Origin of the sequence: Paenibacillus sp. FSL R10-2734, assembly GCF_037963865.1 — a bacterium.
Classification (GTDB): domain Bacteria; phylum Bacillota; class Bacilli; order Paenibacillales; family Paenibacillaceae; genus Paenibacillus_AQ.
Genome location: NZ_CP150170.1, coordinates 4,285,055 through 4,308,172, shown reverse-complemented (window position 1 = coordinate 4,308,172; position 23,118 = coordinate 4,285,055). Strand labels below are relative to the sequence as shown.

Below are 23,118 nucleotides of genomic sequence, written 5' to 3'. Positions count from 1 at the left end.
CTATTTTGGATTAGGCGTAGTTATATTACAGTGAGTTGTTTCTAGTATTTTGAAATCGAAAATACAGTTGCTAGGCTTTTTACACCACAAATAGGAGGAATATATCATTTATGAAAAAAATCAAAAGAATAGCGTTGTTTAGTTTAGTAGTAATGTTATTCATATCATGCTTTACAATAGGTCAAGCTCAGGCAGCTAATGCAAATGATTTCAATGGTGTAGGTACTTCATTCGCCGATGGATTGGATGCTGTAACACAAAAAAGGCTAGCAGAGGCGCCGCGAACAGTTGAAGCATGGATCAAGGTACCAGCTAATTTACCTAACGGTCAACGAATTGGAGTTATTTTAGGAAATTACTTTGATAACTACTACGACGATATTTCAAGATTTAACTTTGAAATTAATCAAAATTCCAATCCAAGAATTTATTGGAAATCTGGTTTGGGTAATCCAATCGATTATGTGGCTACAAATGTAAATGTAAAAACTGGTGATTGGATGCATCTAGCGATTACTCTGGATGAAGTAGGAAACAAAGCTGTAACATACGTTAATGGAGAGAAGATGCATGAAGAGCAATTTAAGGTGCCACTGCCTAAGGATCGTACGGCTCGAGAAATGAAAATTGGTTCGGACTATAGAGGGTACACGAATGGTAAGCCATCTATGAAATTTAATGGTGAGTTAGCTGATGTGCGTGTATGGTCTACTGTTCGCACAGCTGAAGAAATCAAAAACAACTACAATGTTTATTTGCAGGGTGATAAAGCCAACTTAATGGGAAACTGGAAGCTGGCTACTCAAATTGATGGTAAGTATTTAGACAGCTCTTTAGAGCAAAACCATGTAACGCTATACAATGAAGAAACAACGAACTGGCTTGATGGTGAATTCCCGGAAGGCGACTACTCTATTGCTATTATTCCTGACACCCAGTATCTTGTACGCTACCATCAAGAAGCCTATATGAAGCATATAAACTGGATTAAGGAGAATGCGGAAAAATTAAAGATTAAACTTGCTATTCAGGTTGGCGACTTGGTTGACGAACCTAATAACACTGAGCAATGGGGAGTTTCATCAACAGGGATGAGAATGCTCGATGGTGTTGTGCCATATGTTTTTTCGCCAGGAAATCACGATATGATTTTAGGTAAGTCTACCTTAACTCGTGACACAACAAAATATAATCAGTTCTATCCGTACAGTAAATATTCTGCAGAACCAGCATTTTCTGGTGCATATCAAGAAGGCAAAATGGATAACACCTATAGTAAGTTCAATATTAACGGTGTGCGCTATATGGTATTGGCTATGGAATTTGCACCTAATGATGCTGTACTGGCTTGGGCTGATCAAGTTATTTCTAAAAATCAAGATCGCAAAGTAATTATCAGCACGCATTCATACATGTATCATTCAGGTGAACAGATTAGTACAAGGCATAAGGACTATCCATCCAAGGATATTGATGATGGCAATAACGGCGATGATATGTGGAATAAGCTTGTAAGCAAGTATGAAAATATCGTACTAGTGACATCGGGTCATATAGGTTACCCGGATATTGTGACAAGAGAAGATATTGGTGAACATGGTAATACTGTACAGCAAGTGCTGGCTGATGCTCAATATATGACTGCTGATCTAGGTATGATTATGCTAATGACCTTTAAGAAAGGTAGCAACAACGTTGATGTTAACTGGTATTCCGTTACGAAGGAGAAGTTTTATCGTGCCAGCAACCAGTTTTCAATGGAATTAAACTTGTATGATGGGAGTGAGCCAGATCCCGAGAGCACACCAATTGAATTAACGACAGAGGATCATTCGGTTAAAAAAGGCGAACTTGTTACTGTTCCGATTACTGTTAGCCAAGCATCTAAAATGACAGGTGTCGAAGGCGTTGTTCAGTATGACAAAGAGCTATTAACGTTGGAAAGCTTCGAATTTGTTGAATTTAAAGAAAATGAGAGCCACAATGCATCTATTGCTGGAAAAGTTAGCTTTGCTGGAATTGCACAGCGTGCAATTGGAACTGATGAGAATACGGTAATTGCTAATCTGACATTCCGCGCAAAAGCAGATGTAACAGGTGAGCAGGAGACAATTATTTCTTTCTTTAATGTACAAGCGATTGAGAAAGGTGCAGCAGGGCAAGCCGTATTTGTTCCAACTACTGCGGTAGGCTCCAAAATTACACTTAGCGGAAAAGCGATACGAGATTTATTTGACCAGAAAACATTTAATATTATGGTCAAGCATAGTAGCTTAAATATGGACGTAGATGGTGGATCTTATAATAATGGCGCAAAAATTATTCAATGGTCGAAGGGGCAGGGGGTAAATCAGCAATGGACATTTATTAAGACAGATCCTGGATACTACAAAATTGTTTCTCAACATAGTTCTAAGGTGCTCGCAGTACAGAATGCATCAATGGAAAATGGTGCTACGATTGTTCAACAAGAATATTCAGAAGATGAAAGTTATTTCGATGAATGGTCAGTCCTGGAAATAGAAAATGGCTATTACCAATTGATCAATCGAGCTTCTGGAAAAGTAACAGGCATAAGTAATGGCAGTACAGGTGGGGGAACATCATTCACACAAAGCGAGAATATTTCAGCGGATTATCAAAAATTCATCTTGTCGTTAGATCGAAGAATCAATCATGACTGGACAGGAACTGGTCAAAATCAGCTTGAATATAGCTCAGGCTGGGGGTCTTGGGATACCCATTACTCTAATACGAAGGATGCAAATGTAACGTTACGCTTTACTGGAACTCAAGTGAAATTGTATGGTGCGAAGGGCAAGGATCAGGGGATTGTTGCGATTTCTATTGATGGCGGGTCAGAAACACTTGTGGATGCTTACGCTTCTTCAAGACAGGATGGACAGTTGCTCTTCGAAAGTCCAACGATGACGAATAAAGAGCATGTGCTAAAAATTAGAGTGACAGGAACAAAAAATGAGGGAGCAACAAATACTTATTTCACGCTTAATTATATTGATCTCTTTTCCAGGGTAGATCGTTTAGTAGAGTCCATTGCAATCACAACTATGGATGAAGAGATTACAACAGAAGGGGGGACGTTGCAATTTGAAGCGACGGTTCTGCCTGAAAATGCCGTGAATAAAGATATCATTTGGTCAGTGTTCGAAACAGATGGTAGTGCGACTGATAAGGCGACTATTAGTAGGGATGGTCTACTTACCGCAGTGAAGAATGGTGAAGTTAAAGTAGTAGCTACCGCGGCAGTAGGCATTGCTGCGAATAGTGGAAGCGTAGTTGATGAAAAGATCATTGTGATCAGCGGTCAAAAACTAGTTAACTCGATAACTGTGGTCAGTGAAACTGGAGCAACTGAAATTACGAAGAAGGGCGGAAGCTTACAGCTTAAAGCAGAAGCCGAGCCAGCAGAAGCAGCAAATAAATCTGTAACGTGGTCGGTATATGAAGCAGATGGCATAACAGTAACTACTAAAGCAACAATTAGTGAAAGTGGTTTGCTGACAGCTGTGAAGGATGGTGCGGTGAAAGTCGTAGCGACAGCAACAGATGGTTCCGCAGTAATCGGAAGCAAGGTCATTACGATTAGCGGTCAAAGCAACACGCCAGACCCAGATCCAGTAAAAATAAAGTCAATTACAGTCACAAGTCCAGTCGACACCATTACAACCAAAGCTGGCACGCTGCAGTTAGGAGCAACAGTTCTACCTGAGGATGCAGCGAACAAAGCTGTAACATGGTCGTTATATGAAAAAGATGGAACGACTGCAACAGATAAAGTAACAATTAGTGAAAGTGGTGTACTGACCGCTGTGAAGAATGGTGCGGTTAAAGTTGTAGCGACAGCAACAGATGGTTCCGGAGTATTCGGAAGCAAGGTCATTACGATTAGCGGTCAAAGCAACACGCCAGACCCAGATCCAGTAAAAATAAAGTCAATTACAGTCACAAGTCCAGTCGACACCATTACAACCAAAGCTGGCACGCTGCAGTTAGGAGCAACAGTTCTACCTGAGGATGCAGCGAACAAAGCTGTAACATGGTCGTTATATGAAAAAGATGGAACGACTGCAACAGATAAAGTAACAATTAGTGAAAGTGGTGTACTGACCGCTGTGAAGAATGGTGCGGTTAAAGTTGTAGCGACAGCAACAGATGGTTCCGGAGTATTCGGAAGCAAGGTCATTACGATTAGCGGTCAAAGCAACACGCCAGACCCAGATCCAGTAAAAATAAAGTCAATTACAGTCACAAGTCCAGTCGACACCATTACAACCAAAGCTGGCACGCTGCAGTTAGGAGCAACAGTTCTACCTGAGGATGCAGCGAACAAAGCTGTAACATGGTCGTTATATGAAAAAGATGGAACGACTGCAACAGATAAAGTAACAATTAGTGAAAGTGGTGTACTGACCGCTGTGAAGAATGGTGTGGTTAAAGTTGTAGCGACAGCAACAGATGGTTCCGGAGTATTCGGAAGTAAAATTATTACGATTAGCGGTCAAAGCGACACGCCAGACCCAGACCCGTTGATGGTTGAATCAATTGCAGTCACAAGTCCAGTCGACACCATTACAAGCAAAGCTGGCACATTGCAAATGGGAGCGACTGTTCTTCCTGAGGATGCAGCAAATAAATCTGTAACGTGGTCGCTATATGAAGCAGATGGCACAACAGTAACTACTAAAGCAACAATTAGTGAAAGTGGTTTGCTGGCAGCTGTGAAGGATGGTGCGGTGAAAATTGTAGCTACAGCAACAGATGGTTCCGCAGTAATCGGAAGCAAGGTTGTTACGATTAGCGGTCAAAGCAACACGCCAGACCCTGATCCAGTAAAAGTAAAGTCAATTACAGTCACAAGTCCAGTCGACACCATTACAAGCAAAGCTGGCACGTTGCAAATGGGAGCAACTGTTCTTCCTGAGGATGCAGCAAATAAATCTGTAACGTGGTCGGTATATGAAGCAGATGGCACAACAGTAACTACTAAAGCAACAATTAGTGAAAGTGGTTTGCTGGCAGCTGTGAAGGATGGTGCGGTGAAAATTGTAGCTACAGCAACAGATGGTTCCACAATAATCGGAAGCAAAGTCGTTGCGATCAGTGGTCAAAGCACAAGTGGAGGCGGTAACGGCAATAGCGGAGGCAATAATGTTGGAGGAAACAACGGCGGTAGCACGACAGAGCCAAGTTTCGGAGATCCAACGGTGTATGAATCTAAAGGTAGCGAGCTTAAGGTGGATGCAGCTAATAACACAGTGAAGGCCCAGCTGAATGCAGAAGCCTTTATGAAGAAGATTCAAGCATTTGAAAAAGCAGGAAAAAACGCAGGCTCGGTACTGAGTATTAAGGTTTCTGGTTCTTACGCAGGCTTCGAGATAGAGATTCCAGCGGAAGCAATAAGCCGCTTGGCGGACAGCAAGCCTGATGCTGTCATTGAAGTGACTAGTCCCATAGGAAGCTATGCATGGCCGGTTTCTGAGTTGGCAGGGGAAGGCCTTGATCTAAACGGACAAGTGAATGTTCGTATTGAGCAAGCAGACCGGACAGTACAGAAAGTTTTGGAAGAAAAGCTTGTTGGTAGTGGTACAAGGTTACGAGGTGCCGTTGTAAGTTATGGAGCAGAGCTGAAAGAGAAGGATGCGACAACGGAGCTAACACCAGCGGGGTATGTGGAACGAACGCTAATCTTAGATGGTGTAGTAAGTAATCCGAATGAAGCGACGGTAATGAAGTACGATCCGGTAACGGGAGAACTTCGCTTTGTCCCAGCCGTATTTACGTTGAAGGATGGCAAAACGGTGGCGACGATTCAACATAATGAAAATGGCCTGTATGTGATCGTAGAAGGGAAGAAAACCTTCGATGATATGATTGGACATTGGGCGCAAAAGGATGTGGAGACCTTAGCCTCTAAACTGATCATTAACGGCATGACGGACCGGACGTTCGCACCAGCAGGTCAGGTCACACGTGCTCAGTTTGCGGCACTATTGGTTAGAGGACTTGGATTAACGACAGAGTCCTTATCGAATGCATTTGCAGATGTAAGTGCTACGGCTTGGTATGCGCAGGACGTGAACACAGCAGCGAAGTTAGGTCTGGTTCAAGGTGTAGGAGAGGATAAATTCATTCCTGAGGCAATGATTACAAGAGAGCAAATGATCGTTATGATCATGAAAGCTATTCATCTCGTTCAAGGTGATCATGGAACGGAAGCTCAAATACGTAATCCATTTGCTGATCAAGATCGTATCTCTGATTATGCTAGCAATGCAGTAACAGAAGCGGCGGGCAAAGGTTTGATCAAAGGCAAAACAGAAACAACATTTGCTCCGCAAGATGCAGCAACACGCGCCGAGGCTGCGGTGATGATCAAACAAGTTTTGCAATATTTGAAGTTTATGAATTAAATAATTATTAACCAAACTCGGTTCAAACGATAAGTTTGAGCCGAGTTTTTTATTGTCTACATATCTAAAGGGAACGAGAGAGTGAATTCCGTTCCCTTACCTGATTTACTACGTACAGTTACATCACCGTTCATCGAACGGATCAGTTGATATGAAAGCGTAAGTCCCAATCCAGTTCCTTTGTTTTTAGTTGAAAAATAAATGCTTCCCAGTCGCTCCATTTGCTCGTCGCTCATCCCAACCCCATTATCAATGATTGTAATTTTTGCATATTTGGATTGACGCTCAATACGGATGATAACATTACCTGTTACAAGAAGAGAACAAGCTTCAATCGCATTTTTTATGAAATTAATGAAAAGTTGTTTGAGTTCATTAGGATTTGCAGATATATATAGTTCATGCTCCTGATTGTGTATCTCCAATGAAACGTTATTCATATTGGCGTAGGGAGTTATGATATCTACTATTGAGTGAATCTGCTGCACAAGTTCAATATTCTCAATCATTGAACTATTGGGTTTAGCTATTGATAGATATTCAGAAAGTATGAATTCCGTTCGCTTTATCTCTTCAACGCAAATTTCTATATATTTATGTGTCTTTTCTCTTGAGATAGAATCATCATTAAGTAATTTCAGGAATCCCATAACTGCTGTCAGTGGATTGCGGACTTCATGGGCAAGGGAGGCTGCAACATGAGCAATTGATTCTGCTTTTTCACTTTGAAGATATCTCAGGTACAATTCCTTATCAGAAACTGCCTTATTAAAAAGGGAAATCAGTATCCAAATTCCGAGAGAATTTTGTACTGGCATTACCAGAATATTAAACTTTAAGTGCTGTATTGTGTATTGGTATTCCGTTGCAAACATAGTACAAATAGGAATGACGGAAAAGCTTATCCCTGCAATAAATGTTATAAGCTTTCGATTACCTGAACGTCGACGATATAATATTGATAACAGTGCAGATAAAGTAAATGTGATCGAGATAATAATCATCGCTGACAATATCCCCTGTCCACCTATAAGTAGGCGGTACGTTAAAAATTCAATGAGAAGAATAATTCCAGCAGTCATACCGCCGTACAGCATTCCGAAAAACATGATTACGTAGCGTATGTCAAATATGATTCCTTCCTGTACGCTAGATGGGAAAGTCATCGACATAAAGAGGCAAATCATACAGGTAACAATAATAAATTGTTTAGAATAGTTTACGGCTTTATCACGATAATAGATGGTATAAAGGACAAAGGGTGTTAGGACAAATAGTAATTGCAGCAAAAGCTCCTTTACATATAGCATATTAGCCCTCCCACCAGTTTAAAAAGAATTTGTTATACTGTTATTCGTTGTAACTGTGGTTTCCACCTTTTTAGTGGACACCCATGGCGCTCTTATACATCTAATTGCTAGTTGAAGCTAGTTACATATCAATAATAGTTGTATATTTATTGGTGGTTATTGGAAGATGAATCCAACATGGGAGACATTAAAATGAAAAAAACTAGTTTTATCGGACCCTTAATTTCAGTTGCTATACCGTTTATCTTATTTGAATGTTTTAAAAGTGGGATTATTAGCGATCCATATCTTATCATGCCTAGAGGACATTTTTATATTGTAAGTGTAGTAGCCTTGTTATCTGTTATAGTGGCTATTGCGATTGGCATTGCCGCTAAAAGACTAAGAAATATAAAGGTTAGTTTCTTATCACTCTCTTTCACATCTCTTGCTCTGATGTTCACTTTACATGGGGTATCGACACCACACTTTTTACTTCCTGCAACTAATCTGCCTGGTATTGCAGCGCAGTTAAGTATGTTATTAGCAAGCATTTGGTTATGTTTTTCATCTTTACCTTCTGACCATATGCTTGTTGAGAAACTATCAAAACGGCAAAACTTACTTCTTCCAATTTGGATTGTGGTCTTGAGTATCTTTGAAATGATGTCATTGATTTTTCCACATATGATAAGTTCTATCCCTTTAACAGTGAAACCAATAAATTGGATTGCTACCGCAATAGTTTTGCTACTTAATATAATTACTATCAATCGATACTATCAAACTTATAGATTTTCACGGTTTCCTCTTCAGATATCCATCGTCTATATTGCAGGGTGGTTTATAGTATCCCAGCTTATAATAGTTATGGGAGAGCTATGGAAGCTCAGCTGGTGGATGTATCATGTTCTATTATTGGCTTCGATGATTGTAATGATTATCGGGCTAGTTAAGCAGTATGCGGTGAGAGGGTCTCTTGAAGGGGCTCTGCGTGCGTTATTTACAAATGATCCATTCGAAAGAATTACAAATAGTACCTCACCAAGTGTAAAAGCTCTAATCATTGCTATAGAAAAGAAAGATACATATACTGTAGGACATACTTTTAGAGTAACGATGTATGCATTGAAGCTAGCAGAAGAGCTTCATCTCACACCAGAACAACTAAGGGCGCTAGCTCAGGGGGCCCTAGTTCATGATGTAGGGAAAATTAGTATCCCAGATTCTGTTATTAACAAGCCCGGAAAACTATCCACTGAAGAAAGAAGAGAGATTGAGAAGCATCCGGTGAAGGGTTATGAAATGTGTAGGGCCCTTGGGTTTATGAAGGAAGAACTGAGCATTATACGATCTCATCATGAAAAATGGGATGGTAGTGGATATCCTGACAAGCTTCAGGGAGAAGAAATATCTCTTTTAGCTAGAATAGTAGCGGTTGCTGATGTCTACGACGCTCTAACTTCCGAGAGATCCTATCGCAAAGCATGGACCCATAGTAAGGCGATGGATCTATTGATAGAGCAAAAAGGGATACATTTTGACCCTAAATGTGTAGATGCATGGGTTAACCTGTGTGTGAGAAACCCGGCTGTGCATCAATACCCGTCCAGTACAGTAAATAATGAAAATACTGGTGCAATTATTTCTTCTTTTTAATTATTTTACCATTTCATAACATACAAAGAGGCTGAAGAACGACCTTTGATAATCAAAAGTTATTTATCAGCCTCTAATATGCCAATCTTATTCGATTACTCAATTTTAGATATACCCCCACTGACCAAATTTACCTTGATATCGATGTTATCGATGCTTCTTAAATCAAGTGTTATTTCCCCCTTCATTCAATTTGTTCCACTCATCCGGAAGCGCACGATAGAATATACCTGAGAGCCCATATACATCGGCATTTATTTCTAAACCTTTCAAGTAAGTTTCCTTTATCTGATTATTAATTTCTTTTAACGCTTTAAGCTCAAGCTCTTTCTATTAAGGTTTGAGCTCAACTCTGGAAGAGTGCCTTGCATAGACACTTTTATATCGAAAACAGGCTTGCCATGCTTCATCTTAGGATGAATAGAGGATTTAATTTTGTTCATGACGATCACAGCAAGTACGGTATTTTCTTCTTTGATAACCAGGGGCGTTCTTTCCGTCTTTTTTTCCAAGCATCGTATCCCTAAAATATTTTTAGACTTCAGGCAGCCCCTAAAATGCTCATTATGCAGAAAACAAATTCCAGACATGCTGATGTTAGGGGAAGGCTTATTGTTGCTGGTCCAGTCCGGCGAAATTTCAAGATTAGGCAACAGCACCGTTTCGGCTTTCTCTTTCCACTTCCATATAAACTTATACAGATACAGCGGAGCAATATTTGAACTCTGCTCATAGGATCGCATTGGACTGTTAAGCTGCGAATAAATCACCGATAGATCGGCGATAGACGGGGTTTCTTAATAACGATCCCACACGTCTAATACTTGATTGACCACACTCTCTTTCTTCAGTGCTGCATCACTAAATACGATGGTTTTCACATTGCTCCAGACAATTCTTTGTGGACTAGTTGCATACAAATTGAATATCGCTGCATCAAACGAATCGCCCTCTGCTTTGCCGATGAAAGTTTTCTGTTCCTGGCTCTGACCTGCCTCTTTTTTGGCAATGCCACTAAAGTTGACCATTTGGATATAAACAACGACTTTGTTATCTACATAATCGACTCCTAATGTATTTACATAGACCACGATTTTGGTCATTCTTAATCAAACACCTTCCCTCCTCCAGTTGTTCCAAAATTATTATTCGGATTAGAGAAAAGATACATCCCACCACAAACATTCCAGAGTTCGATATAGATAGGGCTAAGATCGTCTCTACTTTTATCGATAGTTGATTGGGTATAAAATAAGAAGCTTTCATTTTCTAGCCCCTCATCTATATTACGAATATTTGAAAGCGAAATTCAGCAAACTAATCGATAATCTTATTGATGGAGGCTATTATGAAGAACGTTTTGCTCCTGCTGGGCTCGCTGTTTGGAAAGAAGAGGAACGTGAAGAGCAAAGAAACCGTTCATGAGGAAGGCTTTCATAGGAGTCGACCGCCGCTAGAGAAGAGTATAGATCTTACGATTGACCGAATCAGGAGCGAACTCGGCAACAGTCCGGATCTGATCGTTCGTTACTTTCCACTGCCGAATGTTCCACATGTCCGTATAGCGGCTGTCTATATGGAGGGATTAACGGATACGGTTAAACTGAACGATTTTGCCACCAACTTGATATGGGAGCAAACGGATGAAATCGACTTTTCGAACGCGGTTAACCGCAAAATCATATTTGAAGCTGTATGGAAAAACGCGATGACCGTTGGTGACGCGAAGGTTCAGGATAACTGGAATGATCTGATATACGCCCTCTTGTCGGGAGACGCGGTGATCATGGTTGACGGTTACGCGAGCGGCATCCTCGCGAGTTTGAGGGGAGGCGACCAGCGGGACATCTCCGAGCCGACCACGGAAGTCAACATACGAGGTCCGAGAGACAGCTTCACCGAAGCAATAAGCACCAATGTGTCGCTCGTCAGGCGCAGATTGAAGAGTCCGAATCTATGGCTGGAATCAATGGTGATCGGAGACGTGTCACAGACGGAAGTATCCATGATGTACCTTCACGGTACCGTGGATGATGCGTTAGTTAAAGAAGTCAGAAAACGCTTAAAAGACATACGCGTGGACGCTATATTGGAATCGGGAAATGTCGAACAGCTAATTGAGGATGAGCCGTATACGCCGTTTCCTACCGTGTACAATACGGAACGGCCAGATGTAACCGCAGGCAATTTGCTAGAAGGACGTATCGCCGTGTTTGTGGATGGAACGCCAAATACGCTTATATTACCGACGACCTTTTCCCATTTCTTCAAAGCGGCGGAAGATTATTACCAACGGGCAGATTACGCTATATTCATGCGGTTCATTCGATACTTCAGCTTCATTATCATGATCCTTCTGCCATCAAGTTATATCGCGGTGACTACTCACCATCAAGAGATGATACCGACCCCGCTAGCTATAAATATATTGGCTCAGCGGGAAGGCGTGCCACTTCCCATATTATTCGAGGCATTACTGATGGAGGGTGCGTTCGAAATCATTCGGGAGGCAGGCACGCGCATGCCTAGAGCCATTGGACAAGCCGTCTCCATCGTGGGCGCGATCGTGCTCGGACAAGCGGCGGTCGAGGCCGGCATCGTGACGGCGATGATGGTCATTATCGTCGCGTTTACCGGCATTGCAAGCTTCACCATGCCCGGATTCACGCTCGCTACTTCGTCCCGAATTATTCGATTCCCGATGATGATTGCGGCAGCCACGTTCGGCTTCTACGGCGTCATTATGGGCTTTATCCTGGTGGTGGCTCATCTGGTGAGCTTGCGTTCCTTCGGTATCCCTTATTTGTCGCCGTTCGCACCTTTTGGCTTGAGCAGCCAAAAGGATACATTGTTGCGTGCGCCGGACAAGACGTCCAAATCTCGTCCACATGCGCCAAAAGGAGGAGAATAATGTGAAACGATTATCGAGCGTCGCCGGCCTCCTTCTCGCTCTTTTGTTGCTTGCTGGCTGCTGGAATTACAGGGAAATGAACGAACTGGCTTTTGCTTTGGCGGAAGGAGTCGACAAAATCCCCGGGACCAACGAATACCGGATGTCGTTTCAAATCGTGAACGCCCAGGAAATCGCCGGCATCAAAGCGACCGGCAAAACGCCAGTCGTCGTCTATACCGGAACGGGCAATTCATTGTTCGAGGCAGTAAGGAATGCGTCGCAGAAGGTTGCGCGCCGAATAAATAGTCAACATTTGCGCATATTCGTGATTGGGGAAGCGCTGGCGAAGGAGAGCATCGAGGAAATACTCGATCTGATCGAGCGGGATCCCGAACCCCGCATGACGACCAGGGTTTTCATCGCCAGAAATGCGACAGCCGAGTCGATCCTGAGAACGCTAACTCCACTTGAGCTTATACCTGCCAATGCGATATTGGGCAAATTGAAAGTATCGGGCAAGGTGCTGGGTGAAAGCTACGAGACGCCGGTCCCGGATATTATCCGCGGTTTGATGAGCAAGTCGGGCAATCCTGTCATTAGCGGGATCAGATTGGTCGGCAACAAAGAATTGGGTCAGAGCTCCGATAATATGAAGCAAACAGTATCGTCCGCCTTACTGCAGGTCAATGGAATGGCTTTATTCAGAAAGGGAAAGCTCGTTGACTGGGCAAGCGGAGACACGGCACGGGGGATATCCTATATTAATAATAAAATGAGAAGCACGGTGGAAGGGCTCGATTGCCGCGACAAAAAGAATGCCGTTTCGGTTGAGCTTTTGCGATCGAAAACGAATCTGAAAGCCAGCTTTGAAGGCGATAGACCCGTATTTCGCGTTCATATTCATCAAATCGGTAATATTGAGGAAGTGATGTGCGCGGTTGACCTTAGCAAGTCGGCGCAAATCCACGCTTACGAGCAGGACTGGAGTGAAGAAACGAAACGGATCGTGCTGGCTGGGATTAAGAAATCGAAGCAGCTGAATACGGACGTAATTGGCTTCGGGGATGCGGTGAAACGTTCGTTTCCGAAGACATGGAAGAAAATGGAAAAGGAATGGGATGCGATCTTCCCCACCTGCAAGGTGGAGGTAGAAGTCGATTCGACGATCCGAAGAACAGGGATAGTTTCCAGCCCTTACAAGTTGAAAAAAGAGTAGCTTGTGTGTGGATGCTTAAATACACGACGGGAAGAGAGCAGTGAGTGCTATGGAGAAAGTGAAGATTAGTCCCGGGCAGCTGTTTGTCCTACTTGTGCTGTTCGAAATGGGGACTTCGATTTTGCGCGTATTGGCTATGAATGCGGGGAATGACGCTTGGATTTCGATTTTGCTCGGAGCTTTGGGTGGAATGGCTATTTTTTGGATCTACGTTTCCTTGTACCGTCGTTACCCGGAGCTTCCGCTTACCGCTTACTCAAGAAGGATATTTGGAAGACGGGTGGGGGGGGCGCTCGGGCTGTTGTACGTACTATTTTTCATTCATGGAGCCGCCAGGGATTTGCGTGAAGGGGGGGAATTGATCACCAGTTCGATCCTAGACGTAACCCCTGTGATCGCGATCAACATTATCATGATTATTTCAGTCGGCTACGTGTTGGCAAGAGGAATCGAGGTGTTGGCAAGAACGGGGCAGATCTTTTTGTTTATTCTTGTCGTCCTGGGGATCATTAGCTGCTTCTTGCTGGTCTTTGCAGGCGTCATCGATTTCAAAAGACTCCTGCCCGTGCTCGGCAACGGCTGGGGTCCCGTTATCGAAACGACATTGAAACAAACGATCCAGTTCCCTCATGAGGAAGTGGTATGCTTCACCATGGTATTCCCTCATTTGAACCGAATGAAAACCGGTATACGCGCGGGATTTGTGGCCGTTCTGCTGAGCAGCTGCGTCCTGAGCTTCACAACTGCGCTTAATATCGCTGTGCTCGGAGCCGATATCGCGGCGCGGGCCACGTTTCCATTGCTGAACACCATCAGTCTGATCAATATCGGAGAGTTCATCCAGCGATTGGACGTCATTGTCGTGCTAACGCTGATCATCGGCGATTTTTTTAAGGTGGCCATCTTTTTTTACGCTGCCGTCATGTCCATCGCGGATGTATTCGGGATTCGGGATTACCGGAAGCTCGTTCAGCCGACGGGAATCATCATGTTGCTCATCTCCATCATGCTTTCCGGAAATTTCCCCGAACAAATCGAGGAAGGAGACATTTTATTGTATTCAGAGACGATGCTGTTCGGTGTGATTCTGCCTTGCATTCTGCTCGTAACGGCATTTATGCGAAAAAGATTTGGGGCCGATCGCTAGCGCGAACGGCCCCTTTTCTTCTTGCTCTTGTAATAGGCATGGAGTGCCGTATAAAGAGGCAGGAGAAACAACATGATAAGTTCTTCAGGTATCATCGATTCGAAAGGTAACCAAATATTTCTGAACGACACGTACAGGGGATAACCCACCAGCAGATCATTCGCGATGACAAGACCGACGCTAAGAATGAGCAGCATCAGGGAGAGCAGAAGTATTCTCAAATCGCATCAAACCCCATCTCTGTTCGGGAAGGTATCCCACTGCGAAACGCCGATTCCCGTAATAGTTTTAAAGATATTATGTGTTTCGGAGGGGATTTCCATTCATGCCGGCTACTGCCCTATGTTCTCTATTCGTAAAGTCTAGGCAGATGCTGGAAGCTTCGTTGTACAGCCAAATAAAGTTTCGGAAACAGGATAGTTCCTGTAAAGCTTCCACCACATCATAGACATACTCATAATGATAGATGGCTACCTCTTCAAGCCGGCTGTCATTCGATAGATGATAAGAATATCAATTGGGATATTGAGCATTTCGCCAGTCCGTTTCTTCACGCGATCCACGTAGGCTGTAGTCTGCTCCAGCGCATTAGCCATTGCTATATTCTGTAGTTCATTTGTGAGGAACAGCTCTACAATTAAGATTGGGATTAGAACAACACAGCCAAATGACAAAAATAACTTCGTTCTGAGTCTTAGATTATTCATTGGCAAAAAATGCACCCATTAGAATTACATCGGAATTTACCCAGGGGTTATTCCAATGTCTATTCTAATGGGTGCACTTCATGTTAGACTGAAGCGTTTTTCTGTGTTATTAAACATCCACACTCAGTTGGTAAATGAATTAAATCTTATTCAATTACTCAATTTTAGATATACCCCCACTGACCAAATTTACCTTGATATCGATGTTATCGATGCTGCTTGAATCAAGTGGTATTTCCCCCTTATCATTCAATTTGTTCCACTCATCCGGAAGCGCGCGATAGAATATACCTGAGAGCCCATATACATCAGCATTTATTTCTAAACCTTTCAAGTAAGTTTCCTTTATCTGATTATTAATTTCTTTTAACGCTTTAAGCTCAAGCTCTTTCTTATTAAGGTTTGAGATCAACTCTGGAAAAGTGCCTTGCATAGACACTTTTATATCGAAAACAGGTTTGCCATGCTTCATCTTTGGATGAATAGAGGATTTAATTTTGTTCATGACGATCACAGCAAGTACGGTATTTTCTTCTTTGATAACCAGGGGCGTTCTTTGCGTCTTTTTTTCCAACCATCGAATCCCTAAAATATCTTTAGATTTCAGGCAGCCCCTAAAATGCTCATTATGCAGAAAACAAATCCCAGACATGCTGATGTTAGGGGAAGGCTCATTGTTACCGGTCCAGTCCGGCGAAATTTCAAGATATGGCAACAGTACCGTTTCGGCTTTCTCTTTCCACTTCCATATAAACTTATACAGATACAGCGGAGCAATAATTGAGCTTTGTTCATAGGATCGCATTGGACTGTTAAGCTGCGAATAAATCACCGATAGATCGGCAATCGACGGAGTAGTGAGCACTTTTTCAATGGGCTCTTGGGTCGCCATCGTCCAAACGGTATAACGGAATTCATAATAACGATCCCACACGTCTAATACTTGATTGACAACACTCCCTTTCTTTAGTGCTGCATTACTAAATACGATGGTTTTCACATTGCTCCAGACAATTCTTTGTGGACTAGTAGCATACAAATTGAATATCGCTGAATCAAACGAATCGCCCTCTGCTTTACCGATGAAAGTTTTCTGTTCCTGACTCTGACCTGCTTCTTTCTTGGCAATACCACTAAAGTTGACCATTTGGATATAAACAACAACCTTGTTATCTACATAATCGACTCCTAATGTATTTACATAGACCATATGCTCAATTTCCTTTGCTCCCCAACAACCTGTAAGCAGCATGGAGAGTAGAGCGGTAACGAGAATGCATCTGATCGATTTCATGATCGTTCTCTTCCTTTATTTCCCGTATTATCCGCGAGCTTTCCCTTACCCCACGGCATCCTAAAAATAACCTTGAAAAATTTCTTGAAATGCGGCGGGGATAGGGGGGATAGATAGTAAGTGCCGAAAGATCGTAAATTCACCATAAAGAGGACCAGTGCAAGCAGACTTGTCATCGTACCAAACAACCCTAGAAACCCGCTAATCAAGAGCACGACAATTCGTAATAAGCTTACGATGCTAACTAATGACTGATTCACCAATGTAAAGGTGGCCAGTACTGAAATTGCTATAACGACAATAGTCCCTGGACCTGCAATGCCAGCACTAATGGCCGCTTGACCGATTATTAAACCTCCTACAACAGACAAAGTTTGGCCGTAAGCGGTAGGTAATCTCATACCTGCTTCCCGAAAAATCTCAAATAAAATGAGCATCACGAGCGCTTCTAGTGGAGCCGGAAGAGGGACTCCTTGTCTCGAATTTACTAGCGTAGCAAGCAATGTAAAGGGGATTTGATCCTGATGAAACGTAGTGAGCGCGATCCAAAATCCCGGTAAAAACAGAGAAAGCATTACTCCTAACATTCTTAATAACCTAGTAAAAGCAACAAAAACATTTACCATATGCGCATCTTCCGACGTATTTAACAAAAAGCTAAAGCTCACTGGCGCCATAATCACCGTAGGTGAACCATTCGTCAATAATACAAATTTGCCATGAAGCAGTGAATTCGCTGCATAGTCCGGTCTGCCCGTATATGAGAATAATGGAAATAACGAAAATCCGGTCAGACTTTCTTCAAGCTGGGTACTGCTCACTAGTCCCTTAATTTGAATATCGGTCAGTCTTGTCTTGATCTCATTCAGAACATGAGGCTTAATTGTATCCCTGAGATATAAAAGATGAACTTCAGTCGCGGTTTGGGTTCCAATCGTAAATTCTTCAACTGCCAATAATTCGGTCTTTAGTCTTTTTCGAATAAGAGCAATGTTGGTGAATGATTCTTCCGTAAACCCATCCTTAGGCCCCCTTGTAGACACTTCTGTATTTGGTTCCTCCGGCTCCCGTTTAGGTGGATTAGCCAATTTTACAGAGTAGAAATCATTCGAAGGCGTAAATAGAAGGAGAAGATTGCCATTTAGTACTGTGTCTATCATCGATCTTTCAATTTCACTTGATGGAAGGGGAATCATATAAAACGAAACCTTTTGCTCAAGATCCATTTCATGCGATAAGAGGATAGGTTCCGGGATGTTTTTTAATTCGGGGATGATGGATTGTTCTACCTTGATTTCATCACATAAACCCTGGCAATAAACCAGTTGTACAGCATAGTCCGAGTGTGACAAAGAGAGTGTCATTCGCTTAATGTCTGAGCTTGAACCGAATAATCGTGTGAATACATCCTCGAACGATTCAGAGTCCTTTTGCTCATACTCCTTCATGATGTTACTTTCCCCTTTCGTTGAGCCAAGCGGATCAGCCCCGCAATAATCACAGAAAACACCAACACCCCCCATAAAGAAAAGGGAAGTACATAGGAAGTTAACATTTTCAGAAAAATTTCATCGCTAATAGGAATGGTTGTGAACACTACTGTAGCTGTTGATATGCTTCCTAGTACCAATATTTTCACTTTTCTGCTTTGAATTTGAAATATATCAAGAATCAGAAACATGGCCAGGGAAATTCTCAGAAAAGCACCACTGAACCATTGATAAACGCTAAAAAAGTCTAGATGCTCAATGTATCCACCGATAGTCAGTAATCTCCATTCTTCATACGCTGGAAATCTGAGTTTATCTGCCTGATCTGGACCAAATTCAACAATTGCACCAATAAGAGGCCCCATGGTCAGTCCTAAGATAAGTAGGACCATCAACATAAACGATAGATATGACAATCGAGATTTAATGTGATGTTGCAAAAAGAAAAGCATGATCACCTCAATAAAACCTGCTCCTACGTACATAGACCCGTTCCAAACTGGCTGCATGCCATGCTCTAGGATCGGTTTTAATAAGGAATAATCCTTATGCGGTGTGTTAGAGAACATTATAAAAAAGCCCAATATAATGACAAAAGGGAGCAGAATACCAGCGGTATTCGCAAGGGAGTGAATACCTAAATAAGCATTTATTGCAGAAATCAATAGCAGTATGAAAGTAAGTATCAGTATAGGCGTCTCTGGAGAGAAGGTAAGATGCACCCAGTAAATGGTGTCCCTAGTTGTAAGCATGCATATGACAAATAAATATGTACAAGCGGCTACCGCAAGAATACGACCAACGATGGGATGATAAGCTTTTGACAGCCATTCGAAAAGATGCTGCTTATTGATTTTGGTACTACTAATATGCAGGATAAATATCCAAACTAGCGCACATGCACCAGCAACCAGCACTGAAATCCAGGCATCTCGTTTTGCCGCATCCAATAGGATTGGAATGATAATGACATGATTTAGAAGGCCTGTGCTCAGCATAATAATCATGATGGATTGAATAAACGAAATATTTGTTTTGATTTAACTCAGCCTCCTAAATAAACCGGACCGTACCTCTACCTTATAATGTCATTCTTGTAGGAAATTTATTCTTCCTTATATAGTGAGAAGGAGATGGAGTGTCAGGATAATCGATTAGTTGAGCTGTCGTTACGAACACACTGAGCCATGCGGAGGTCCGCACGGCTCAGTGTGTTTTTATTTAGTACTCCATAAGGCAACACGATCTTGCACATATTTGGTGTACCCTTTTTCCATTTTTTCTACTCCGGCTTTCTCTAAGGCTGCCATGTAGTCATCCCAGACTTTATCGAAATCCGCTGGTTTCGCGAGGATAGCTTCCGGAATACGTTTCCATGTAATATCTCGCATTTTGTTGCCCAGAATGGAGACTTCATCTTCGCCAGGAAGCGCGATATTCCATGCCGCTCCGTAAGCCTTTTCAGCGAATTCTTCTTCTTTAGGGAAAAGGTCCTTCCATGTGGTTGCATTGTAGGCTGCTAAAGTCTCTTTTTCGACATCGCTATAGCCAAGCACAAGTTGTTCAGGGAAGTTTTTAGTGTAATAATTGCCGCTTGCGTCCTTAGCGCCGTCTCCATAGTGAACCATCATATTCCAGTAAAAGCCGATTCCGGTTTCCTTAGTGAAAGCTGTATTGTCATTGTTTATGCGATCTTGCACATCTGCTGGAACGACTCTTTTTCCGTCCTCAACCACATAGTGTTTGCCTTCAATCCCCCAGTTGTTTAAGATTTGACCTTCGTCAGAAGCTAGGAAATCCAAGAACTTGATTGTGCGAACTGGATCTGGATTCGTAGTGGAGATCGAGATGCCATAACCGCCCATGAAGCCGGTAGGCCAGAAGCTGGTTTCCTTGTATTCTTTCGTCAAGGTTACTGGATAGTGACCATAGGTCTGATCGAATTTCCCTGCCGTCTTCAATGCCTGCTGAGCATCATTGTAGTCCCAATCCTGGTCAATTAGGCCCAGCACACGTCCGGTGGCTACTTTAGCTTTGTATTGGTCATATTTTTGCACGAAGCTTTCTTTGTCGAGCAATCCGATGTCATTCATATGATTCAGCCAACGGAAATACTCTTTCTCTTCCGGGCGTCGGAAGTGGTAAATCGCCTCATGTGTCTCTTGATCAATATAATATTCTCCGTCATCCGAACCACCTGTCGTAGCAACAGCAGGGTTAGTGACGGAAATGTACATATGCCAATCATCCGCGTTCAGGGAGACTCCGATGTTCTTGTTGCCGTTCTCATCGGTAGGATGTTTCTCTAGATAAGCTTTAATTACATTCTCATAATCAGTGACTGTTCTGATTTCAGGATATCCTGCTTCCTTCAAGACACGATGCTGGAGCTCAAAACCACCTCCGGCTACGAATTTCTTCTCATCTACCGCCGCCCAGGTAGGAATGGCATAGATCGATTGGTCTTCATTCGTGTATTTAGCCCGAGCAAGGTTGTCGCCGAGCACACGTTTGATGTTAGGGGCATATTTGTCGATTAATTCTGTTAAGTCGATGACTGCTCCAGCGTCTACTAGTTTACCGATATCAGCTTTGGCAGAGATCATATCCGGATAATCACCACCGGCGGCAATCAGGGCAATTTTTTGTTGTGGATCACCTACAGCAAATTCCGCATCGAGTGTGACGCCTGTTTTCTCCGTAATTACTTTACTGATGTCATCCTTCATATTGTTCCAGTTTGGATTTGGGTCTTCCGCGAAGAAGGAGAGTGTCAGCGGACTTAAATCTTCGGGTTGTGTAGTAGCTTCAGCAGTAGCCGCTGCGGTGGCACTAACTTCACTAGTTTGTTTATTTCCTTCGTTGTTATCAGCTGTTTTATTTGTATTGCTTGATCCGCTGCAGCCTGCCAGCACACTAATCAGTAAGGTCAAGACCATCAACATCACATGTGGTTTTGCTGTCTTTCTTGTCATGAATAGAAACCCTCCTTTTTTCTGGTCAAGAAGATATTGTATACACAGGTCAGAACCTGCTGATACCAGTAGCATACTAGCTCTTTACCGAACCCAAAGTCATACCTTTGACAAAATAACGCTGCAAAAACGGATAGACCACCAGAATAGGGACTGTGACGACGATAGTAATCGCCATTTTGACTGATTCCGGAGAGATTTGCGCCATAACCTCAGTCATATTGCGGCCACGGAAATTGTCCGCATTAGTTGTCGTGCTTTGGATAACCTTCATTAGCTCAAACTGCAGGGTAGTCAACGCATCCTTGGAACCGTTGTAGAGATAAGTATCAAACCATGAATTCCATTGTCCAACGGCGAGGAAGAGAGCGATGGTTGCCAACGCTGGTTTGGTCAGTGGAAGAATGACACGCCAATAAATTGTGAAATCATTTGCACCGTCTAGCTTAGCGGATTCCTGTAGCGCATAGGGTAAGCCATCGATAAAGGAACGTATAACAAATACATTAAATGCGCTGACGAGACCCGGGAGAACATACACGCCAAAGGTTCCTATCATATTAAGATCTTTGATCAGGATGTAAACAGGGATGAGTCCACCTGAGACATACATCGTAAGCGCTAGAAAAGTAGATACGAACTTTCGGGCTTGGAAGTCTATCCGACTCAGAGTGAAAGCTAACATAGAGGCACTGACCAATCCAAGAATCGTGCCAGTTACCGTTCGCAAGATCGAGATTTTTAGTCCGGTCATCAGTCCAGAATAGGCAAAGATCGTCTCATAGTTCTTAAAGGTGAACACGCGTGGATATATCGTAATACCGCCCTTAATGCTGTCTGTGGAGTCGTTAAAGGAAATCGCCAACACGTTCAGAAAAGGATATAGCGTAGCTATAGTCACTACTGTAATCGCTATATAGACTACCAGATCGAAGATGCGGTCCGACCATGACACGGCGGCCAGTCTTTTACTTAGCATAAGGGCCTCCTATATGATGCTTTCCTTAGTTATTTTTTTGAAAATCCCATTGGCGACAAACAGAAGAATCACACTCACCACAGAATTGAAAATATTAATGGCTGTACCGAAGGAAAACCGACCCATGCCGAGACCATAATTCAACGCGTACAGATCCAGCGTCTGCGAATAGTCGCGTACCAGATTGTTACCGAGCAAGAACTGCTTCTCGAACCCAATACTAATTAAATGCCCGATGGAAATGATAAGCAGAATAATTATCGTTGTCCGAATGCCTGGTAGTGTAATGTTCCTCACTTGCTGCAGGCGACTTGCACCATCTACCCTTGCCGCTTCATAAAGCTCTGGACCTATACCTGAAATGGCTGCAAGATAAATGATTGTGTTCCAGCCCGTTTCCTTCCAAACATCCGAGGCCGTGACGATTCCCCAGAATAAATGACCTTTGGCCATGAATTGAATGGGTTCACTGATTATATGGAGACTTAATAGTAGGTCGTTCACTGCACCGTTATCGGTAGAGAGCATCTTGGTGATAATCCCGGCAGCAACCACCCAAGATACGAAGTGGGGGAGATAAGAGACGGTCTGCACAAATCGTTTCAGAAACTGCAGCCTCAGCTCATTCACAAGGATGGCAAATATGATGGGAATGATGAATCCGGCCAACAGGCCCATGATACTCATAGCGAGCGTATTGCGAAGAGCATTGAAGAATTGATCATCCTGGAACAGCTCCCTGAAGTACTGCAAGCCGACCCATTTCTGCTCGAAAAAGGATTTACCAGGCTTGTATTTCTGAAAGGCCATCGTCCATCCCCACAAAGGTAAGTAATTGAATACAAATGCCCAGAGCACAAACGGGAAGGCCATCATATAAAGGTATTTCTGCTGCAAGAAAGTTGGCCAAAAACGTGAGGCGGGCTTCTTCGTCTCCGGTTGAGGTTTTGAGGTAATCGCTTTCATCTATGTCCCTCCTTCGATATGCCATAATCATAATCCACAGAAAGCGAAGGAAACACCCGAATATTTCATATA

Annotated in this window: 15 protein-coding genes; 5 read left to right on the top strand and 10 right to left on the bottom strand. The window is 42.8% G+C overall.

The annotated features are described in order from the left end of the window. Window positions 1-110 precede the first annotated feature (110 nt). The gene (locus tag NSS67_RS18740; RefSeq protein WP_339315101.1) at window positions 111-6,431 is read left to right on the top strand and encodes an Ig-like domain-containing protein; all 6,321 of its coding nucleotides are present in this window, start codon (window positions 111-113) and stop codon (window positions 6,429-6,431) included. 56 nt (window positions 6,432-6,487) lie between these two features. Here the strand turns inward: NSS67_RS18740 and NSS67_RS18735 are convergent, their stop codons facing one another. Next, a complete protein-coding gene (locus NSS67_RS18735; protein ID WP_339315100.1) occupies window positions 6,488-7,741 on the bottom strand; it encodes a HAMP domain-containing sensor histidine kinase in 1,254 nt (417 codons plus the stop codon). A gap of 177 nt (window positions 7,742-7,918) precedes the next feature. Here NSS67_RS18735 and NSS67_RS18730 point away from each other — a divergent pair, with 177 nt between their 5' ends. Beyond that, window positions 7,919-9,379: an HD-GYP domain-containing protein gene (locus NSS67_RS18730; RefSeq protein ID WP_339315099.1), complete on the top strand. Its 1,461-nt coding sequence runs from the start codon at window positions 7,919-7,921 to the stop codon at window positions 9,377-9,379. Window positions 9,380-9,684: 305 nt separating this feature from the next. Here the strand turns inward: NSS67_RS18730 and NSS67_RS18725 are convergent, their stop codons facing one another. Together NSS67_RS18725 and NSS67_RS18720 are read right to left on the bottom strand one after the other, a co-directional pair. Beyond that, window positions 9,685-10,122 carry a Ger(x)C family spore germination C-terminal domain-containing protein gene (locus tag NSS67_RS18725; RefSeq protein ID WP_339315098.1) on the bottom strand — a complete coding sequence of 146 codons (438 nt, stop codon included), beginning with the start codon at window positions 10,120-10,122 and terminating at the stop codon, window positions 9,685-9,687. A gap of 54 nt (window positions 10,123-10,176) precedes the next feature. Then, the gene (locus tag NSS67_RS18720) at window positions 10,177-10,482 is read right to left on the bottom strand and encodes a hypothetical protein (RefSeq protein WP_339315097.1); all 306 of its coding nucleotides are present in this window, start codon (window positions 10,480-10,482) and stop codon (window positions 10,177-10,179) included. A gap of 245 nt (window positions 10,483-10,727) precedes the next feature. Between NSS67_RS18720 and NSS67_RS18715 the strand changes: the two genes are divergently transcribed. From NSS67_RS18715 to NSS67_RS18705, 3 genes are read left to right on the top strand one after another with little or no spacing between them, the layout of a single operon-like run. Next, complete coding sequence (locus tag NSS67_RS18715; RefSeq protein ID WP_339315096.1) at window positions 10,728-12,290, top strand: spore germination protein; 1,563 nt, start codon at window positions 10,728-10,730, stop codon at window positions 12,288-12,290. A gap of 1 nt (window position 12,291) precedes the next feature. After that, window positions 12,292-13,488, top strand: a complete 1,197-nt coding sequence (locus NSS67_RS18710) for a Ger(x)C family spore germination protein (RefSeq protein ID WP_339315095.1) — start codon at window positions 12,292-12,294, stop codon at window positions 13,486-13,488. A 49-nt stretch (window positions 13,489-13,537) separates the two neighbouring features. Continuing rightward, window positions 13,538-14,635, top strand: coding sequence for a GerAB/ArcD/ProY family transporter (locus tag NSS67_RS18705; RefSeq protein WP_339320634.1), 1,098 nt, complete (start codon window positions 13,538-13,540; stop codon window positions 14,633-14,635). A 470-nt stretch (window positions 14,636-15,105) separates the two neighbouring features. Here the strand turns inward: NSS67_RS18705 and NSS67_RS18700 are convergent, their stop codons facing one another. From NSS67_RS18700 to NSS67_RS18670, 7 genes are all read right to left on the bottom strand, one after another. Further along, window positions 15,106-15,342, bottom strand: coding sequence for a hypothetical protein (locus NSS67_RS18700; protein ID WP_339315094.1), 237 nt, complete (start codon window positions 15,340-15,342; stop codon window positions 15,106-15,108). A gap of 154 nt (window positions 15,343-15,496) precedes the next feature. Then, window positions 15,497-16,636, bottom strand: a complete 1,140-nt coding sequence (locus NSS67_RS18695) for a Ger(x)C family spore germination protein (RefSeq protein WP_339315093.1) — start codon at window positions 16,634-16,636, stop codon at window positions 15,497-15,499. Next, window positions 16,633-18,084 (bottom strand): spore germination protein, encoded by a 1,452-nt coding sequence (locus NSS67_RS18690; RefSeq protein ID WP_339315092.1) that lies wholly within the window; start codon window positions 18,082-18,084, stop codon window positions 16,633-16,635. The genes NSS67_RS18695 and NSS67_RS18690 overlap by 4 nt, the downstream gene beginning before the upstream one ends. Then, complete coding sequence (locus tag NSS67_RS18685; RefSeq protein ID WP_339320633.1) at window positions 18,081-19,145, bottom strand: endospore germination permease; 1,065 nt, start codon at window positions 19,143-19,145, stop codon at window positions 18,081-18,083. The genes NSS67_RS18690 and NSS67_RS18685 overlap by 4 nt, the downstream gene beginning before the upstream one ends. Before the next feature lie 198 nt (window positions 19,146-19,343). Further along, a complete protein-coding gene (locus NSS67_RS18680) occupies window positions 19,344-21,101 on the bottom strand; it encodes an ABC transporter substrate-binding protein (protein ID WP_339315091.1) in 1,758 nt (585 codons plus the stop codon). Between the two features lie 76 nt (window positions 21,102-21,177). Then, the gene (locus tag NSS67_RS18675) at window positions 21,178-22,080 is read right to left on the bottom strand and encodes a carbohydrate ABC transporter permease (protein ID WP_339315090.1); all 903 of its coding nucleotides are present in this window, start codon (window positions 22,078-22,080) and stop codon (window positions 21,178-21,180) included. A 9-nt stretch (window positions 22,081-22,089) separates the two neighbouring features. Continuing rightward, a complete protein-coding gene (locus NSS67_RS18670) occupies window positions 22,090-23,046 on the bottom strand; it encodes an ABC transporter permease subunit (RefSeq protein WP_339315089.1) in 957 nt (318 codons plus the stop codon). Window positions 23,047-23,118 lie beyond the last annotated feature (72 nt).

Bases quoted from the DNA above. Each gene is read 5' to 3' on its own strand.
- NSS67_RS18700 (WP_339315094.1), bottom strand. From the start codon at position 15,342: ATGAATAATCTAAGACTCAGAACGAAGTTATTTTTGTCATTTGGCTGT.
- NSS67_RS18740 (WP_339315101.1), top strand. From the start codon at position 111: ATGAAAAAAATCAAAAGAATAGCGTTGTTTAGTTTAGTAGTAATGTTA.
- NSS67_RS18695 (WP_339315093.1), bottom strand. From the start codon at position 16,636: ATGAAATCGATCAGATGCATTCTCGTTACCGCTCTACTCTCCATGCTG.
- NSS67_RS18705 (WP_339320634.1), top strand. From the start codon at position 13,538: ATGGAGAAAGTGAAGATTAGTCCCGGGCAGCTGTTTGTCCTACTTGTG.
- NSS67_RS18720 (WP_339315097.1), bottom strand. From the start codon at position 10,482: ATGACCAAAATCGTGGTCTATGTAAATACATTAGGAGTCGATTATGTA.
- NSS67_RS18690 (WP_339315092.1), bottom strand. From the start codon at position 18,084: ATGAAGGAGTATGAGCAAAAGGACTCTGAATCGTTCGAGGATGTATTC.
- NSS67_RS18730 (WP_339315099.1), top strand. From the start codon at position 7,919: ATGGGAGACATTAAAATGAAAAAAACTAGTTTTATCGGACCCTTAATT.
- NSS67_RS18670 (WP_339315089.1), bottom strand. From the start codon at position 23,046: ATGAAAGCGATTACCTCAAAACCTCAACCGGAGACGAAGAAGCCCGCC.
- NSS67_RS18680 (WP_339315091.1), bottom strand. From the start codon at position 21,101: ATGACAAGAAAGACAGCAAAACCACATGTGATGTTGATGGTCTTGACC.
- NSS67_RS18735 (WP_339315100.1), bottom strand. From the start codon at position 7,741: ATGCTATATGTAAAGGAGCTTTTGCTGCAATTACTATTTGTCCTAACA.
- NSS67_RS18725 (WP_339315098.1), bottom strand. From the start codon at position 10,122: ATGCGATCCTATGAGCAGAGTTCAAATATTGCTCCGCTGTATCTGTAT.
- NSS67_RS18675 (WP_339315090.1), bottom strand. From the start codon at position 22,080: ATGCTAAGTAAAAGACTGGCCGCCGTGTCATGGTCGGACCGCATCTTC.
- NSS67_RS18715 (WP_339315096.1), top strand. From the start codon at position 10,728: ATGAAGAACGTTTTGCTCCTGCTGGGCTCGCTGTTTGGAAAGAAGAGG.